This is a genomic window from Streptomyces inusitatus (assembly GCF_014651115.1).
Lineage (GTDB): Bacteria > Actinomycetota > Actinomycetes > Streptomycetales > Streptomycetaceae > Streptomyces > Streptomyces amakusaensis.
This window is the reverse complement of record NZ_BMWG01000006.1, coordinates 106,971-123,960: the sequence shown is the minus strand read 5'-3', so window position 1 is coordinate 123,960 and position 16,990 is coordinate 106,971. Positions and strand designations below refer to the sequence as shown.

The window sequence follows — 16,990 nt, the reverse complement described above, 5'->3', positions numbered from 1 at the left end:
CGTACAGCCCGCTTCAGCACGTCGACCGACGGCCGTCGGGACACTCGCTCTCATGGGGCGCAGACGATGTCCCGGGCCGGCAATTCACCGTGCAGCAGATAGGCGTTGACAGCCCGCCGGGCGCATTCGCCGGGATGATTGAGGTAGATCGCGTGCGCCCTGGCGGAGACGGTCACCAGCCTTGAGGCGCGCATGGCCCGGTGCATCCCGAGCCCTGAGGCATAGGCGGTGCGGGTGTCCCCGGTCGCCTGGATCTGGAGTGCCGGGGTCGTGTTGTCGATGAGGGTCGGGGATTCGCGCGGCATGTCCTTCCAGAACGCGCAGGGCAGCGGCGCGTGGGTCAGCGGGCCGAAGACCGGCTGGGAGTGGCGGCTGCGTTCCACCGCCCGCCAGTAGTGTTCGGGGTCGCGGGGCATGGCGGCGTCGGCGCAGAAGATTCCCAGCTGGGCCGCGTAGTCCGCCGCCCGGGCCGTACCGGCTCCGGTGAAGAGCAGGTCCAGGACCCCGGTCAGCCGGCCCGGCACGGTGACCGGTTTCCCGTCGGCGGCGTCCCGCAGGAGACCGAGCAGGGCGGCGAACTCAGGGTTCAGGGTGTCGTCGCCGACCGTGACCAGAAGCAGCAGGGGCAGCTCATGGTCGGTGAGCCGGTGTCCACCGACGCTGATCGGCTCCCTCGCCGCCCGCTCGATCGTCGCGTGGACCCCGGCGCGGACGGCCGTGGGCGTGGTGCCGAGTCCGTACTCCCGGTGTCTCGGCGCGGCCCAGGCCGCGAAGTCGTCGAGGGCGCGCTCGTTGGCGGGGCCCGAGCGGCGTACCGTCTCCAGCGGGTATTCGGCGGGGTCGGGGGCGCTGTCGAGGACCAGCCGGTCGACCCGGTGCGGGAACAGCTCGGCGTAGACGGAGCCCAGCACCGTTCCGTACGACTGTCCGAACCACGAGGTTCTCCGCTCGCCCAGCGCGGCGCGGACGATGTCCACGTCCCGGGCGATGTTCCGCGTCGACAGATGCGGCAGCAGGTCGGGGCGCTTCTCCCAGCATGCGCGCGCGTCCTCGCGGGAGCGCCGCACGCTCTCGTCGAACCCGGGCCGGTCCGCCCCCGGCGCGTACAGCAGCCAACTGCTGCGCTTCAAACCGCAGTCGAGGGGGGTGCTCTCGCCGATGCCCCGCGCGTCCATGCCGATGATGTCGTACGCGGACGCCACCTCCGCGGGCATCGTTCGCCGCAGCTTCCCCGGCATCCCCAGCCCCCGTTCCCCGGGCCCGCCCGGATTGGTCTGGAGGATCCCGCGCCGTTTCGAGGGGTCCTTCGACGCGATGCGCGAGACGGCGATCTCGATGGTGCGCCCCGTCGGCTCGCCGTAGTCGAGCGGGACGGTGATCCGGGCGCATTCCGTCCCGCTGGCGGCGAGAGGGGCGTCCGCGCACACGGCCCATTCGACGGACTGATTCCGGAATCGGTCCAATCCGTCCCGGTCCCCACTCGGCGCGGGGCCAAGGGCGGCGAGCGAGAGAGCGAACGCGCCGAGAGCCGCGATTCTCTTCATGATTGGGGACGTTAGCGGGGAATCGGCGAAGGGTGTTCGCTGCGCGGCGGCGTGGCGTGGCGCGGCGTGGCATGTCGTTGCGGGAGTAGATCCAGTATCTCAGCGCGCGAACCCGCCCGTCACCATTCTCCGGAATGATCTTTGTGTCCCGTATGCACATTTAGGGTTGCGGTCAAGGAATTCAACGCATCCCCTTCCCAAGGAAGTTGATCAGTGACGTACGACCTTTCCGCGCTGACGGCAGAACTCACGGCCATGGCCGCAGCGGATCAGCGCTCCTCCGCCCTCGCGAACAGCGACGACCCCGCCGAACAGCTGGCCTGGCGTCGGCTGACCGCCCGCCACGGCGACCGGCTCGGCGAGATCATGGACGAGTACGGCTGGCCCACCGCCGAGGCGGTCGGCGAGCCGGCCGCGCAGGCCGCGTGGCTCGTGGCCCAGCACTCCGACCGGCAGCTCGGCATTCAGCGGCGCGCCCTCGGGCTGATGGAGCAGGCGGTGGCGGCGGGCTCGGCCGGCCCGCGCGAGCTGGCCTTCCTGCGCGATCGGACGCTGGTGAACGAGGGCCGCAGGCAGATCTACGGGACTCAGATCGCCGGGGTGAAGGACGGTTCGCCCGTTCCGTGGCCCTGCGAGGAGCCCGGCCGTATGGACGAGCTGCGGGCGGAAGCCGGGATCGAGCCCTTCGACGAATACGTCGCCAGGTTCTCGACGGCCTGACGAAGCACACCGGCGGGCCGACGGCCTCAGCTCAGCGTCTGCACCGCGTAGAGAGCGCCGATCCCGGCGGCGAGGATCCCGAGGAGAAGGCGCAGCGCGGTTTCGGGGAGACGGGGTTGGAGGCGGGCCCCCAGATAGCCGCCGAGGAGGCCGCCGAGGCCGCAGGAGAGGCCGAGGTACCAGTCGGGGGCGATGTCGGTGCCGCCGGTGAGGGAGAGGAGGGCGAAGGTGGCCGCGCCGAGGACGGAAGTGGCGAAGGTGGCGGCGAGGGCGGCGGGGGCGACGCGGGAGACCGGCATGCCCCGGCCGACGAGGACGGGGCCGAGGAGGGAGCCGCCGCCGATGCCGTAGATGCCGCCGACGACGCCCACGGCGACGGCGAGACCGGTGACGGTACGGGCGGAGGGCTCGGCGGACCCCGGGGACCCGGGGGAGCCGGGGGCGGGCCGGTCGCGTACCGGCCGCAGGGTGCGGGCGCACAGCCACAGGCCGAGCGGGAGCAGAAGGCCCGCGATGAGGAGCCGGAAGACGGTGGGGCCGGGGAGCGCGAAGACCCGGATCACCGCGCCGATGACCACGCCCGGGAGGGTGCCCAGGACGAGCCGCCGGGTGAGGGGGCCGCGCAGGGCCCCGGTGCGCCGGTGCCGCCACAGCGCGCCGGGCCCGGCGACGACGTTGAAGAGAAGGTTGGTGGGGGTGACCGCCGGGTTGGGCACGGCGAACACGCTGAGCTGCACGGGCAGCAGGAACACCGCCCCCGAGACCCCGACCGGCGCGGTCACCACCGCTATCGACAGGCCCGCGAACAGCCCGCCCACCCCCAGCCACCACCAGTCCACCACTGCCCCCGCCCCGGAATCGTCGGGTCAGTATCGGCTCGGACACCGGGGGAACGGCCGCTCGGCAACACGGTGTTCACGAAAGGCCGTCGCCGGGGCCCGTAAACTCGCGGCGTGGCATTTCTGAGCACCCCGCACTACTGCTTCCTCTGACCGGAAGGGACTGAGGGCGACGCCGACCGGCATCGCCCTCCTCGTCATGCCTGCGCAGCGCAGGCATCACACACACCCCTTCCCTTCACCGTCGCCGGAGTGCCTTGTGCCCGTGTCGCTTCCCCCTGCCCTCGAACAGTTCCTCGACTTCCTGCGCTGCCCGCTGTGCCGCTCGCGCCTCCATCCGGACAGCGGCGCGTCGCTGCGCTGCCCGGCGGGCCACACCTTCGACCTGGCCCGCCACGGGTACGCCGCTCTCCTGACCGGTGCCCGCGCCACCAGCGGCGACGACGCGGCCATGGTCCGGGCCCGGGACCGGTTCCTGGCCACCGGCAGATACCTCCCCATCCGCCGCGCCGTGGCCCGGCTGGCGGTCACCGGCACCGACACCGGCACCAGCACCAGCACCAGCACCGACGTACGGCGGACGGTCGTGGACGTCGGGTGCGGTACGGGCTACTACCTGGCCGGTGTGCTCGACCGCCTCCCCGACGCCCGGGGTCTGGGCCTGGACACCTCGGTACGCGCACTGCGCGCCGCCGCCCGGTCCCATGAACGGGCCGCCGCCGCGAGCTGGGACGTCTTCCGTCCCTTCCCCCTGGCCGGCGGGACGGCCGATGTCGTGCTGAACGTGTTCGCCCCGCGCAACCCGTCCGAGTTCCACCGGATACTGCGCCCGGCCGGCGCACTGATCGTCGTACGCCCGACCGGACGGCACCTGGCCGAGCTGCGCGGCCGGGTACGGGCGATGGTCGCCGTCGACCCGGCCAAGGAGGAGCGACTGCACCGGGCGCTCGACCCGTACTTCGAGGCCACCGCGACCGAGCGGGTCGAGTACCGCATGTCCTCGCTGACCGGACAGGAGGCCCCGGACCTGGTGGGGATGACGCCGAGCGCGCGCCATATGACGGGCATCGAGGGTGGTGACGGGGACCGCCTGCCCGAAGGGGGCACCGTCACCGTCTCCGTGCTGGCCACCGCCTATCGGCCCCGCTGACCAGGGCCGGACGGCAGCTTGGCGTCCACGACGAAGCTGATCTCGACGACCTGGCCGGGGAAGGCGAGGTCGGTGACGCCGAAGACCGTGGCGGCCGGGCGGTGGGCACCGAAGTACGCGAGGTTGCCCTCCGCCACGGCCGCCGCGTTCTCCCGGAGGTTCACCAGGTACAGGGTCTGCGAGACGACCTGGTTCCGGGTGACGCCGTAGTGGTCGAGGATCTTGTCCATGTTGGCGTGGGTCTGCTTGAGCTGGGCGGCGAAGTCGTCCGGGTGGAGGAGTTCGCCCGCCTCGTCGAGCGAGAGCTGTCCGGAGATGTGGATCAGATCGCCGGACCTGATCGCCTGCGAGTAGCCGAAGTCGCTCTCGGCCGGCACGTTGTGGTTGAAGACGTCGATGGCGGTGGTGGTCATGGTGTGGGTGCTCGCCCTTCCGAAGGTTTCGCTCTCTTGTGGTTACTCGGAAACCGTAGGAGAGTGGCGGCCGACCTGGAAGAACGCACTTTTCGGTGACTGAGGAACCTCATGGTGACCAAGCGACTGCTCAAGGACCTGCCCGAGGACGCCGACCTGCGGCGCGCGGACTCGCTGGCGCGGGAGATCTTCTCGGACGTCGCCAACAAATGGGCGCTGCTGATCATCGAGGCGCTCGGTGAGGGGACGCTGCGCTTCAGCGGGCTGCGGAACGAGGTCGAGGGCATCAGCCACAAGATGCTCACCCAGAATCTGCGCATGCTGGAGCGGAACGGCCTGGTCGACCGGAAGGTGTACCCCACCGTGCCGCCGAGGGTCGAGTACACCCTGACCGAGTCCGGTCAGGGGCTCCGGGCGACGGTCGACGCGCTGTGCGGCTGGACCCATCGGCATCTGGGCCATATCGAGGACGCGCGCCGCCGCTTCGACGCCTGACAGGTCCGTCCACGGCACCGCGCCGCCGGAAACCCGGTTGCGGGGACCCCTTCTCCTGCTTGATCGTTTCTCCCGGGCCGTTCCCTCCGGCGCGGCCCGCCCGCATCGATCACCCGAGGAGCAAGACCTATATGACATCCCCCGCCCCCGGCCTCGTACGCCCCGCGACCCCGGCGGACGTCCCCGCCGCCGTCCGTACCCTGGCGGGTGCGTTCGCGGACTACCCGTACACCCGGCATGTGGTGGCCGCCGACGGCCACGAGGAGCGGGTGCGGCGGCTCCAGGAGCTGTTCCTGACCCGGATCGCGATGCCGTACGGCCGGGTGTGGGTCGGCGGGGAGGGCCGGGCGGTCGCCGTGTGGACGACGCCCGAGAAGGACCCGACCCCCGGGTTCGCCGAGGTCGGTCCGCTGATCGCCGAGCTGGCGGGCGACCGGGCGGCGGCCTACGAGGCGGCGGAGGCGGCGGTGGAGCCGCACCGTCCGCAGGAGCCGGTGTGGATGCTGGGCGCGGTCGCGGTGGCCCCCGAGGCGCAGGGCCGGGGGCTCGGCGCGGCCGTGATCCGCCCCGGTCTCGCGGCGGCCGATCTGGCCGGGCAGGCGTGTTATCTGGAGACCGCGACCGGGCGCAATGTCCGGCTGTACGAGCGGCTGGGCTTCCGCACCACCGTGGAACTGCCGGGCGTCGACGGCGGCCCCCGCGTGTGGTGCATGCGCCGTGAGCCGGGTGCCGAAGGCTGACGCCCTCGTTCCGACCGAGAACCCACCAGTGCCCCGCTCCGGAACCTCCGGCGCGGGGCACAGTCATGGTCACCAGAGGGGATTTTCCGCCAACTCGTCGCGATCGGGCTGAAGGCAACCGTCTGTACCGATATACGCTTGACAGTTTTTCTGGTCTACACCAAGATTCCGTCAGTGCTCTTCGAGTCAACTCCAGCTCCACAGGCGGGCCTTCGGCGATTTCAGGCGCCGGGGTGGGGGCGGCGGAGGCGCTGAGCAGCTTCATCAGGGGGATCGGGGGGATCGGTTCGGATGACTGCTTGAAAGAAACAGACTGGGGAATCTGCTGTGCTCTTTCATGTTCTCGGCCCGCTACATGTCACCGTCAAAGGGACTCCCGTCCCCGTCGGCGGACGCCGCTCACAGATAATCCTGGCCATTCTGACGCTGGAGGCCAATTGGGCTGTCCCACTCGACCGGTTGGTGGACGCGGTGTGGGGAGCCTCTCCCCCCGCGAGCGCCCGGACCCAGATACGCATCTGCGTCTCCGCCCTCAGACGCGCCTTCACCGAAGCAGGCGCCCCCGACCTCATCGAAACCCACCACTCCGGGTACCGCCTCCGGCTGCCCCCCGGCGAACTCGACTCCACCGTCTTTGAAGCCGAGGTCGCCCACGCCCGCACCCTCGCCTGCGAAGGCCTCACCGCCGAAGCCGTCGTCGCACTCCGCCACGCCCTCACCCGCTGGTCCGGCCCCGCCCTCGCCGGGCTCGACTGCCCGGCCGTCGAATCGGCCGCCCGCCGGCTCGAAGAGGGCAGACTCCGCGCCGTCGAAGAGCGCGTCCGCCTCGAACTCGACCTCGGCCGCCACGAAGACCTCGTCGGCGAACTCGCCGAACTCGTCCGCGAACACCCCTTCCGCGAACACCTCCACGCCCAACTGATGCTCGCCCTCTACCGCTCCGGCCGAACCGCCGAAGCCCTCGCCGTCTACCGCAAGATCCGCTCCGACCTCGCCGAAGAACTCGGCGTCGACCCCGGCGCCGAGTTACGCGGCCTCGAACAGACCATCCTCCTCGGCGTCGAGGCCCAGTCCGACCGCCGCCCACCCCGGTGGCCCACCCCGCTCCCCCGAACCTCCCGCACCCCGTACCGAACAACCCACTGAGCACCGAAGCACCGAGGGCCCGCCCGGCCACCGCGGTCCGGGCGGGTTCACGCGGCAGGCACGTGCCGGGCCGCCGCGGCCCCGTACGGCCGGTCCGCCGGTTCGTTCGGGCTCCGCGCATCGCGCCGGGAGATGTCGTGCAGGTCGACGCGGACGGTCATCATCTCGGTGGTCCCCATGACGCGTACGACGACCGCGTTGAGGGCGCGCAGGGGGTGGAAGCGGCCGAGCTGCCGTTGCCGTGCGTACGGGTCGTCGCCGGGGAGCAGATGGGCCGTGCCGTTCCTCCAGACGAAGCGCCAGCCCTGGCGGAGCCTGACGCGGACCCGCGGGTCCTGCTGGATGTTGCGTACGTATCCGGCTCGCCGGCCGTGCTCGGCGATGATCCAGAAGGTGTCCCCCCGCCGCCCGTTTCCGACGGGGGTCGTGCGGCGCCGACCGCTGACCCGTCCGCGGGTTTCCAGCAGGGCGTAGCCCAGCGGCATCAGCCCGACGCGCAGCAGCAGCCGGATGGGCGGGTTGATCAGGTATCTCTGCACGGGGGCGACCAGGGCGCGCTTGAACCGCGCGCTGGCCAGCGTCAGAGCGACATTGGCCGCGAGGGCGGCGGTGAGAACGGCGGGCAGTGCGGCGCCCCGCGGTGCGGTGGGGTCGACGAGCCACCAGATCCATACCAGGCCGGCCGCGATCGCGATGCCGGTGAGCAGTCCGAATGCTCTCTGCGGATGGAATCGATTACGTCCCATACAGTCGTATTGTAGTCGGTATGAGCGAATTGCGTCAGATGGAGCTCACCGATGCCCTGCTCCGCATCGCCGCCGATCGCGGCCTCGACCGGGTCAGTGTGCGGGAGGTCGCCTCCGCCGCGGGGGTGTCCATCGGAGCGGTGCAGTACTACTTCTCGACCAAGGACGAGATGCTCGCCTTCGCTTTCCGACAGGTCGTGGACCGCACACGCGCCCGCGTCTCCGCCCTGAAGCCCGCCGCAGGGCCCCGGCAGACCCTGGCCGCCACCCTGCGGCAGCTTCTCCCGCTGGATGCGCGACGCCTCGCGGAATGCCGCGTCTACCTCGCCTTCGCGGCCCGCGCCACCACCTCTCCCACCCTGGCCGCCATCCAGAACGCGACCCTGACAACCATCCACGAAGAGCTGCGGCAAACCCTCGCCTCCCTCCCTTCCCTCCCCTCCCCACCCTCCGGCTCCGGCCACCCCGTCCTCCACCCGGCCCGGGACGCCCGGCTACTCCTCGCCCTGGTCGACGGCCTCATGTTCGACGCGGTCACCGCCCCCACCGCACTCCCCCCGGCGACCGCGGCCAAAACCCTGGACCTCTACCTGGAGCGTCTCCTGCCGGGCAGTGACTGACCGCGTCCGCCCATCGCTCACTCAGCCGCGGAACCTGTCACCGCCGCCGGAGAGGTCGCGGCCGCCCCACCACGCGGGGGACAGATTGGTGTCGAGCCCCTCGGGGAGAGCGGAGATGACGGTGTCGGCTCCGGCCGCACGGGCGGCGGAGAGGATCGTGGCGTCGTCGAGATCCCCCTGCCCGAGGGTGATCTCCACCATGGACTTCACCACCGTCGACGGCCGGCGGATGACTCGCGTCCCGTCCGTCGTGTCCATCCGGAGACTGTCGAACAACCCTCTTGGACAGGCGGAGCTGAGCTACGCCCCCGAGCGGCCGAGCCGCGCGAGCCGTCCCCTCACCGCCGGTTTCATCGTCCGGACCCTGGTGCTCGCCGTACCCGGTGTGTCGCTGTCCTCCGCGTACGCGGTCCTGTTCATCGTGTTCCTGGGGTCCTGAGCCCGCTCGCCGCCGCTCGCCGGGCCGCGCGTTCTTGACGTGTCATCAACTGTGCTGCGGTCGGAGTCGACCGGCGCCCGGGATGGGTGCACGTACCATCAGTGCGGTCTCAGGCGTGGCGCGAAGTCCGTTGTCACCAAGGCCTGCTACTGACCTGCGGTGTCACCCTCTCCTGGGTGCCGACGCGCAATCCTCATCCAGCCAGGAAGCTCTGTTGTCACACATGTCCAGATACAGACCCGCCCGTAGCGCGCGGCGGCGAATACTCGGCGGAATCACTGCCGCGGCGGCCGTCGCGGCAGTCCTGACCGCCCCGGGTCCGCTGTCCTCGGTGAGCGCAGCCGCCGCCGCTCCTGTGCAGGCTTCCACGGCGCAGAAGACGGAGGAGGACGCCGACGTCCCGGGCGACTTCACGTCATGGGCGCAGTTGTTCCGTGCGCAGGGGAAGATGAACGAGACCGCCCATGCCCTGGAGGGCTCGGCGGGGCAGAAGGACGGGCAGGGGTTCGCCGGTGTGATCGCCGCGCCGGAGAAGAAGCGTCTCACTCTGTACTGGCACGGTGCGCTGACGCCGGCCGCCAGGGCCGCCATCGCGAGCAGTGCCATACCGGTGGTGGTCGAGCGGGCTCCCCGTACGGCGAAGGAGTTGTCGCAGGCGTCGCCCCGGGTGGCGCGGCTGGCCGATGCCGCGGGGGTGCGGATCGCCGAGATCATCAGGCCGCAGGACGGTAGCGGTCTGGAGGTGTCGGTGGCGGGGGACGAGGCCGAGGCGGACCGGCTGCGGAAGGCTGTGGCCGCGAAGGGCCTGGGCGTGCCGGTGTCCGTCACCTCGGGTGGAGAGGTGCACACCAGCCTGAGCAGGACGGACGATCCGGAGCTGGGGGGCGCGCAGATGGTCACCCCGGTGTGCAGCACGGCGTTCGCCGTGACGCACGGGGGAGCGAACGCGATGCTGACCGCCGATCACTGTTTCCCCGGTGGCTATGGGAACGACAGGCACTCCGTGGGCACTGAAGGCCAGCCGAACGGTCCGGCCTTCGGAAGCCGGGTCTCGCCCAGGCAGTGGAGTGAGAAGAGGCACGGGTACATCGACGTCGCCGTGCTGGACCAGCGCAACGGGACCACGTACTACCCCATGGTCTGGACCGGCGGAAGGGCCGGCTATCCGGCCTCCGCACAGTCCGTGTCCAGCGTCACCGACGCGCGGAAGCCCGCGATGGGGAACTACGTCTGCCAGTCCGGCGCCCGTTCGGGCGAGGTGTGCAACATCAAGATCACGGCTGCCGTCGACGGCTACTCGTCCGACATCACCGACAGCACGGGCAGAACGACGACCATGTTCTACGCGGGGGGCTGGCAGGCGAAGAAGCAGATCACCGCGAGCGACCCCAGCACCATCGCGGCGCGGCGCGGCGACAGCGGCGGCCCCGTCTACTTCTCCGCCGGAGAGGACGCCGTGACCGGCTCGACGGTGACGGCCGCGGGCATCGTCTCGGCGGGCATGGGCAAGGGCTTCACCTGTCCCACCGTCAACGGCGGAACCACCCGCTGCGTCAAGACGATGATCTTCGTCGGGATCGACGAGGCGCTCAACGCTCTCGACGGCGCCGCGCCGACCGAGGTGACGGTCACCGACGACCGGGACTCCAGCGTCAGGAAACCCGTGCACTTCAGGGGGCAGGAGCCGAATCAGGGTCCGCCGCTCCAGCCCGAGGCCGACCTCGACGTCCAATTGGTGAGCGAGGACGGTATCGCGCTCGCCTGGGACAAGACGAAAGGCAACTTCGACGGCATCATCGCGGGCTACCGGCAGGGTGACTGGGTGATGCGGGAGAGGCCGGGCGGCCGCTGGGCGTTCCAGAGCGTCGACGACCCGAGCATGATGATGGAGCCGCGAGACCGTTCCGGAGTCGAACTCACCCCGGCGGGAGGCCAGTACTTCCAGTTCCGGAACGGGCAGGAGTGCGCCGAACTCCAGGTGCTGATGGCACCGTCCAAGATCGGACACGCCACGATGGGGCTGTGCGACAGCGGCAAGAGCTCCCAGAGGTTCAAGCTTCTCCCGAAGGGCGAGGCGACGTCCGACTCCCTGGAACCGCCGTCCGCCGCCGAGCGCGTCACGATGCTCCCGCCCACGAAAGCCGCGCCCGGCCCCGGGCTCGCGGTGATGCCGCTGGGTGACTCGATCACCCTGGGCGTGGGCAGCAGCACGCGCACCGGCTACCGGCCCCTGCTGGCGCGCCGTCTCGCCGACACCACCGACGCCCTGCGGTTCGTGGGCTCCATGCGGGACGCCGACGGAACCCGTCACGAGGGGCACTCGGGCTGGCGCATCGACCAGCTCCAGGCCAATATCGGGCCCTGGCTGACCGAGGCGAAACCCAATGTCGTGCTGCTGCACATCGGCACCAACGACATGGACCGCGATCACCAGGTCGGTACCGCGCCCCAGCGGCTGGGCGCGCTGATCGACCAGATCCACACGGCCTCGCCCGCCACCGCGGTCGTCGTCGCCTCCCTCGTACCCGCGACCGAACCCGCCGTCCAGGCCCGGGTCAACGCCTACAACCGGGCGATCCCCGGCATCGTCGCCGACCGGGTCGCCAGGGGCTACCGGATCACCCAGGTCAGCATGGACAGCCTCACCACCGCCGACCTCGACGACACACTCCATCCGAACAACGCGGGCTACCAGAAGATGGCCGAATCCTTCCTCGGCGGGATCGCGACTCTCTCCCGCAACGGCTGGATCACGGAGAAGATCGACGTCAAGCCCCTGCCGCCCCAGCAGCCGGCCACGGCCGGCGACTACGACGTCGACATCAACGGCGACGGCCGCGCCGATTACCTCGTCGTCGACGACAACGGCGCCGTCCGCGCCTACACCAACACCGCGAACGCCAACGGCACGGTGAAGTGGACCGACCAGGGGTACATCGCCTCCGGCTCCACCGGCTGGACCGGCAGCCAGGTCCGCTTCGCGGATGTCGGCGGCGACAGCCGCGCCGACTACCTCGTCGTGGAGCCCAACGGGGCCACCCGCGCCTTCCTCAACCAGGGCGGCGACGGACGCGGCGGCTGGCACTATCAGGGCTATATCGCCTCCGGCTCCACGGCCTGGACCGGCGACCGGGTCCGCTTCGCGGATGTCGGCGGCGACGCCCGCGCCGACTATCTGATCGTGGAGCCCAACGGTGCCACCCGTGCCTTCCTCACCACCGCCCATGCCACCACCGGCGCTGTGAAACTGGTCGACCAGGGCGTCATCGCCTCCGGCTCCACCGCCTGGACCGGCGACCGGGTCCGCTTCGCCGACATCGGCGGCGACGCCCGCGCCGACTACCTGATCGTCGACGACAACGGCGCGACCCGTGCCTTCGTCAACCAGGGCGGCGACGGACGCGGCGGCTGGGAGGACCGCGGCACCGTCGCCTCCGGCTCCACCGCCTGGACCGGCGGCCAGGTCCGCTTCGCCGACATCGGCGGCGACGCCCGCGCCGACTACCTGATCGTCGACGACAACGGCGCCATCCGCGCCTTCGCCAACACCAGCGCCCCCACCGGCCCCGTGAAGTGGACCGACCAGGGCGTCATCGCCACTGGTACGGGGGCGCCCGGCAGCCGGGTCCGTATCTAGTCCGCCCCCCGGGCCTCCCGCGCCTCCCGCGCCTCCCGGGAGACACTCCCGCCCATGAGGGATAATGACCCACATGCCCGTAATGACCTTCCCTTCGCGCGTGTTCGAGCCAGACCGGCCCCAAGGCGGGGCGTCTGGGGAAGGACTCGAACGATGGCGCATTCACCGCATCGGCGATGGAAGGGCTGCTGCCTGCTCTGCGCGGGGCACAAGGTGCGGGGCACCGGCCGGTCGGAGAAGGATCCGGCGGCCGTGCGGCGGCGGCTGGGGAAGTCCCGGCGGCTGAGCCGGCGGGATCTGGGTGATCAGGGCTGATGTTTTCGCCGCTCTCGGGCCGCGGTCATGGCGACCGCGGCCCGAGGGTGTTTTCAGGCCGCGTGACGCCACCAGAAGGAGCCGGGGTCGTAGTGGTGGGTGACGCCGAGGCGGTTCCAGAGGGGGGCCAGGAGGCGGCGGAGGGCGGGGTCGGAGTGGATGAAGGCGTTGGGGAGCTGGATGTCGAAGCGGTGGGGGGCGGCCGTCATGAGGGCGGCGAGGAGGTACTGCTCGGAGTAGTGGCGCCAGCGCCAGGACTCGGGGTAGTCGGCGGGGAGCATGATGTCGTGGACGTGGATGAGGACGCCGGGCTTGAGGCGGGGCAGTAGCTCGAAGAAGAAGACCATGACGTCGGAGCCCATGTGGAGGCGGTGGGAGCCGTCGAGGAAGAGGATGTCGCCGGCTTCGAGCTCGTCGAAGACGCGGAGGTCGGCGTTCTGGAGGGGGACCCGCTCCAGCCGGTCGCAGAGGTGGTCGATGCCGGCGCGGGGCTGGGGGTCGATGGAGATGATCTCGGTGGTCAGGCCGAGGTCCTCAATGGCGCGGCGGGCGAACTTGGTGGAGTTGCCGGAGCCTATCTCCAGATAGCGGGCGGGGCGCTCGGCGGCGAGGAAGCCGTAGAGGGAGAGGGCGTCCAGCGGGGGGAGCCAGGTGTTGCCCCAGTAGGCGGTGGAGGCCTTCTCGACGCCGCGGAGGGGGATGCGGGCGAGCAGGTCGCCGTGTTCGAGGAAGCCGCGCAGCCGGTCGGCGTAGCGCTCACGGTTCTGCTCCAGCAGCTCGCGGACCTCGGCGAGTTCGGCGCGGGGCTCGGGGGTCACCACATGGTCGAGGAAGACGGGCTTCGCGAGGCCGAAGGCCCACATGAGCAGGCCGAAGGGCAGGGGTTTCCGCTCCAGCCGGTTCAGGGCGCGCCGCAGTACGGGGGCCTTCTCCAGCAGGGTGCGGGAGGGCTCCGGGGCGGTGGCGGGAGCGGGGGCGGGGGAAGGGCGCGTACGCATGGCGGTGGTCCTTTCGGCGCGGGTCAACCGGCCGGTGAGCCGGTCAGAGGGAGATCCACAGGTCCTGCATGCGGTGCTCGGAGATGCCGTCGGTGGGGCGGAAGTCATAGCGGTGTACGTGTACCGGGCCGGCGGTGAAGCTCCAGTCCAGCCGCCACAGGGGGTATGCCCGGTGGATCGCGGCGTTTCCCGCGAAATCGGCGCGGGCGGGGAACTTCCAGCTCAGCGGGGTGAAGTCGGTGTTGGCGCGGAGTGCGTCCGAGGCCCGGTCGCGGAGGGGGCGCAGCTCGCGCATCGAGTCGGAGGAGTTGAAGTCTCCGGTGATGAGCTGGGGGTGGGGGTTGGCGGCCATGTCGCGTTCCAGGCCGCGGAATTCGGCCTGTCGCCAGGCGTGTTTGCGGCGGAGGTAGGCGTTGAGGTCGAGGCCGGAGAAGGGGTTGAGGTCGAGTGCGAGCTGCACGGTGATGTGGACGTTGTAGACGCTGAGGGTCTTGTCGCCGATACGGAGGTCGGTACGGAGGATCTTGTCGCGGAGGAAGACCCGCTCGAAGGGGGCGTCGGGGCCCAGTTCGGCCCCGGGGCCGACCGGGGGGCTGGCGGTGATGGGGTGGCGGGAGAGGGTGAGGAGTTCGCCGCGCCGGGCGATGTGGTGGCCGGGGAACTCGGCGCGGAGGCGTTGGTCGTCGTCGAGGCGGGCGTAGCCCTTCTCGCCCCGGCCGGGGGTCCAGCGGACGTGTTCCTGGAGGAGGTAGACGTCGGCGTTCTGGCGGTGGAGGAGGGCGTAGAGCTTGTCGGTGCCCGCGCTCCGGCCCCAGTACTGCGTGTTCAGGGAGACGATGTGCAGCGCGCCCGGCGGGACGGGGTGTTCGGAGCGCCACAGGGCGGGCCAGTTGAGTCCGGAGCCGGTGGTGAGGGCGAGCAGCAGGGCGGTGGCGGACAGGAGCGCCGCCCGGGTGCGGCGGGGGCCGCAGGCTGCCGCGGCGCAGAGGAGGAGGAGCGCGGGGACGGCGGTGAGGAGGAGGGGCGGGGTGGCGTCGAGGGGGATGGCCCAGTGCCAGCGGCCGCTGAGGAGCCAGCGGACGGTGGCGTAGAGCAGCCAGAGGGCGGCGAGGGCGAGCAGGGTTCTCCCGTACCAGAGGCGGGCGGTGCGGGCGGCGCGGCGGCGGGAGGAGAGCGGCCCCGTCATGCGGTGGCGGCGGGGGCGGGGGCCTCGGCGTAGAGGCGGCGGAAGCGGGGGCTGACGGCGTACTGCGCGAGCCCGGCGGCGAGTCCGGCCGTCACGGCGGCGTTGACGAGGAGATGGGCCAGGGTGAAGCGGAGGAGGAAGGCGGTGCCGCGTTCGCGGTGGACGAAGCGGTACTGGCCGAGATCGGCGAGTACGGAACCGGCCAGCGCCAGGGCGGTGACGAGGGCGGCCGAGGGGTGCCGGGGGATCAGCGGCAGGGTGGCGAGGGCGACGGCGGCGAGCAGGGAGGCCACCGCCCGGCCGCCGGTCTCCATGCCGCGCATCGCCCGGCCCCGGTCGAGGTAGAAGGGGACGCGGAGCCTGCTGCGGACGAAGGCCTTGCGGAGCAGCGGGCGCAGTCGGCTCTCGTCGGAGAGCCGGCCCCGGATGCGGGAGGTGAGGAGCAGGGGGCTGCGGGCGGCGAGGCGTTCGGCGTGGTCGATCTCCTCGGTCTGGCGCAGTGCCGGGTTGAAGGGCCCGGCCTGTTCGAAGGCGGTTCTGCGGACCGCGCCGAGGGCGTAGAAGCCGCCGCTGACCAGGCCTTCGGCGCTCTTGCGCCAGTAGTGGTACTGGAGGATGCGGTACTGGCCGATGAAGCCCTCGGGGAAGAGGGGTTCCTTGTCGGGGATGCCGAACACGGCTCCGTACGAGGGGTTCTCGGCGAAGAGGGCGACCGCTTCGGCGACGGCGTCCTTGTGCATGGTCAGGTCGGCGTCGAGGAAGAAGACGATGTCGCCGGTGGTGTGGTGGACGCCGAGGTTGCGGGCGGCCCCGGGGCCGCCGTTGTGTTCGGCGCGGACGAGGGTGACGGGGTGGGCGGCGGCGAGTTCGGCGGAGCCGTCGGTGCTGGCGTCGTCCACGACGACGACTTCCAGCCTGGGGTGGCTCTGGGCCCGGATGGATCTCAGACAGAGGTCGACGGTCCGGCGGTCGTTGTAGAGGGGGACGACCACCGAGACGAGAGGAACGAGAGGGACGAGAGGGACGGGCATACGGGTCCTCGGGGGGGTCGGTCTGCCGAGCGGGAAGGAAGGTCAGAGAAAGAGGTGCGCGGTGGCGAGCAGACCCGCCCAGAGGGCGAAGGCGGCGACCATGGCCCGGTCGAGCAGAAGGGTGCGTACGGGATCGCCCCCGCCGCTGCGCACGGTCACGATCTGGAGGTACCGGAAGAGCGCGAAGAGGGCGCAGGGCGCGGTGAGCGGGGCGGCGACCGCCGTCAGGCCCGATTCGAGGCGCAGATGGAGCAGATAGCCGACCGTGGTGAGGGCGGCGCAGAGCACGAGGACGAGATCGAGGAAGTGGGCCGAGTACCCGGCGAGGGCCGGGCGGTGGCCGGTGCCGGAGACGCCCAGCTCATGGCGGCGTTTGCCGAGGATCAGCAGCAGGCAGAGGGTGAGGACGGTCAGCACCAGCCAGCCCGCGACCGGGCGGCCGGAGGCCGCGTAGCCGCCGAGGAGCCGCAGGACGAATCCGCCGGCGACGGTGAAGACGTCCAGCAGGGGCAGATGTTTGAGCCGCCAGCTGTAGGCGGCGTTCAGCGCGAGATAGCCGAGCACCGGCCAGGATCCGGCCGGGCCGAGCGCGATCAGCGCCCAGGTCAGCAGGGCGGCCAGGAGTGCGCCCAGGGCGAGGGCGGTACGGGTCCGCAGCCGGCCGGAGGCGAGGGGGCGGTGGCGTTTGACGGGGTGGCGGCGGTCGCGCTCCACATCGGCGATGTCGTTGACGATGTACACCAGCGAGGAGGCGAGGACGAAGGCCGCCGTCGCGAGGGCGACGGTGACGGTCGTGTCCCACCGGGCGGTCGCGCCCAGCAGCGGCAGCGGGACGACGAGCAGGTTTTTCGGCCACTGGCCGGGGCGGACGAGGGCGAGCGGGGCGGGAAGCCTTCGGCGGGTTCCCGGCCCGGGGGACGCGGGCGGCGGTGTCGTGGGGCGGGCGCGGCTCACCAGGGTCATCGCGCGCC

General features: G+C 71.4%; 18 protein-coding genes. 9 read left to right on the top strand and 9 right to left on the bottom strand.

What is annotated here, in order from left to right; genetic code table 11:
* Positions 1-50 precede the first annotated feature (50 nt).
* Positions 51-1,544: an alpha/beta fold hydrolase gene (locus IE247_RS13140; RefSeq protein WP_229869087.1), complete on the bottom strand. Its 1,494-nt coding sequence runs from the start codon at positions 1,542-1,544 to the stop codon at positions 51-53.
* 213 nt (positions 1,545-1,757) lie between these two features.
* Here IE247_RS13140 and IE247_RS13135 point away from each other — a divergent pair, with 213 nt between their 5' ends.
* Positions 1,758-2,264 (top strand): DUF6624 domain-containing protein, encoded by a 507-nt coding sequence (locus IE247_RS13135; RefSeq protein ID WP_190123233.1) that lies wholly within the window; start codon positions 1,758-1,760, stop codon positions 2,262-2,264.
* A gap of 26 nt (positions 2,265-2,290) precedes the next feature.
* Here the strand turns inward: IE247_RS13135 and IE247_RS13130 are convergent, their stop codons facing one another.
* Positions 2,291-3,103: a sulfite exporter TauE/SafE family protein gene (locus IE247_RS13130; protein ID WP_190123232.1), complete on the bottom strand. Its 813-nt coding sequence runs from the start codon at positions 3,101-3,103 to the stop codon at positions 2,291-2,293.
* Positions 3,104-3,362: 259 nt separating this feature from the next.
* On the opposite strand from IE247_RS13130, the gene IE247_RS13125 reads away from it, so the two are divergent.
* On the top strand, positions 3,363-4,253 hold the full coding sequence (locus IE247_RS13125; RefSeq protein WP_190123231.1) for a putative RNA methyltransferase: 891 nt from the start codon (positions 3,363-3,365) through the stop codon (positions 4,251-4,253).
* On the opposite strand, the gene IE247_RS13120 is transcribed toward IE247_RS13125, so the two are convergent.
* Entirely contained in the window at positions 4,238-4,666 is a 429-nt protein-coding gene (locus IE247_RS13120; RefSeq protein WP_190123230.1) for a RidA family protein, read from the bottom strand. The genes IE247_RS13125 and IE247_RS13120 overlap by 16 nt on opposite strands.
* A 111-nt stretch (positions 4,667-4,777) precedes the next feature.
* Between IE247_RS13120 and IE247_RS13115 the strand changes: the two genes are divergently transcribed.
* The 3 genes from IE247_RS13115 to IE247_RS13105 all read left to right on the top strand — a co-directional run bounded on the left by IE247_RS13115 (position 4,778) and on the right by IE247_RS13105 (position 7,047).
* Positions 4,778-5,161, top strand: coding sequence for a winged helix-turn-helix transcriptional regulator (locus IE247_RS13115; RefSeq protein ID WP_190123229.1), 384 nt, complete (start codon positions 4,778-4,780; stop codon positions 5,159-5,161).
* 131 nt (positions 5,162-5,292) lie between these two features.
* Positions 5,293-5,901 (top strand): GNAT family N-acetyltransferase, encoded by a 609-nt coding sequence (locus IE247_RS13110; protein WP_190123228.1) that lies wholly within the window; start codon positions 5,293-5,295, stop codon positions 5,899-5,901.
* 327 nt (positions 5,902-6,228) lie between these two features.
* Positions 6,229-7,047, top strand: coding sequence for an AfsR/SARP family transcriptional regulator (locus IE247_RS13105; protein WP_190123227.1), 819 nt, complete (start codon positions 6,229-6,231; stop codon positions 7,045-7,047).
* 47 nt (positions 7,048-7,094) lie between these two features.
* Here IE247_RS13105 and IE247_RS13100 read toward each other — a convergent pair whose 3' ends face one another.
* Positions 7,095-7,574, bottom strand: a complete 480-nt coding sequence (locus IE247_RS13100) for a nitroreductase/quinone reductase family protein (RefSeq protein ID WP_229869102.1) — start codon at positions 7,572-7,574, stop codon at positions 7,095-7,097.
* A gap of 239 nt (positions 7,575-7,813) precedes the next feature.
* Here IE247_RS13100 and IE247_RS13095 point away from each other — a divergent pair, with 239 nt between their 5' ends.
* A complete protein-coding gene (locus IE247_RS13095; protein WP_190123226.1) occupies positions 7,814-8,413 on the top strand; it encodes a TetR/AcrR family transcriptional regulator in 600 nt (199 codons plus the stop codon).
* Positions 8,414-8,434: 21 nt separating this feature from the next.
* Here IE247_RS13095 and IE247_RS34240 read toward each other — a convergent pair whose 3' ends face one another.
* Positions 8,435-8,671: a hypothetical protein gene (locus tag IE247_RS34240; protein WP_229869086.1), complete on the bottom strand. Its 237-nt coding sequence runs from the start codon at positions 8,669-8,671 to the stop codon at positions 8,435-8,437.
* On the opposite strand from IE247_RS34240, the gene IE247_RS13085 reads away from it, so the two are divergent.
* The 3 genes from IE247_RS13085 (at position 8,664) to IE247_RS13075 (ending at position 12,804) form a co-directional block, all read left to right on the top strand.
* Positions 8,664-8,852: a hypothetical protein gene (locus IE247_RS13085; RefSeq protein WP_190123225.1), complete on the top strand. Its 189-nt coding sequence runs from the start codon at positions 8,664-8,666 to the stop codon at positions 8,850-8,852. The genes IE247_RS34240 and IE247_RS13085 overlap by 8 nt on opposite strands.
* Before the next feature lie 331 nt (positions 8,853-9,183).
* On the top strand, positions 9,184-12,489 hold the full coding sequence (locus IE247_RS13080; RefSeq protein ID WP_229869085.1) for a GDSL-type esterase/lipase family protein: 3,306 nt from the start codon (positions 9,184-9,186) through the stop codon (positions 12,487-12,489).
* Between the two features lie 153 nt (positions 12,490-12,642).
* Positions 12,643-12,804 (top strand): hypothetical protein, encoded by a 162-nt coding sequence (locus tag IE247_RS13075; RefSeq protein ID WP_190123224.1) that lies wholly within the window; start codon positions 12,643-12,645, stop codon positions 12,802-12,804.
* 53 nt (positions 12,805-12,857) lie between these two features.
* Here the strand turns inward: IE247_RS13075 and IE247_RS13070 are convergent, their stop codons facing one another.
* Genes IE247_RS13070 through IE247_RS13055 form a run of 4 tightly spaced genes read right to left on the bottom strand, consistent with a single transcriptional unit; the run spans position 12,858 to position 16,982 of the window.
* Positions 12,858-13,802, bottom strand: coding sequence for a class I SAM-dependent methyltransferase (locus tag IE247_RS13070; RefSeq protein WP_190123223.1), 945 nt, complete (start codon positions 13,800-13,802; stop codon positions 12,858-12,860).
* Positions 13,803-13,845: 43 nt separating this feature from the next.
* Complete coding sequence (locus tag IE247_RS13065) at positions 13,846-14,988, bottom strand: endonuclease/exonuclease/phosphatase family protein (RefSeq protein ID WP_190123222.1); 1,143 nt, start codon at positions 14,986-14,988, stop codon at positions 13,846-13,848.
* Positions 14,985-16,019, bottom strand: coding sequence for a glycosyltransferase family 2 protein (locus IE247_RS13060; protein WP_190123221.1), 1,035 nt, complete (start codon positions 16,017-16,019; stop codon positions 14,985-14,987). Before IE247_RS13060 ends, IE247_RS13065 begins: the two co-directional genes overlap by 4 nt.
* 42 nt (positions 16,020-16,061) lie before the next feature.
* Positions 16,062-16,982 (bottom strand): UbiA prenyltransferase family protein, encoded by a 921-nt coding sequence (locus IE247_RS13055; protein ID WP_190123220.1) that lies wholly within the window; start codon positions 16,980-16,982, stop codon positions 16,062-16,064.
* Between the last annotated feature and the right edge of the window lie 8 nt (positions 16,983-16,990).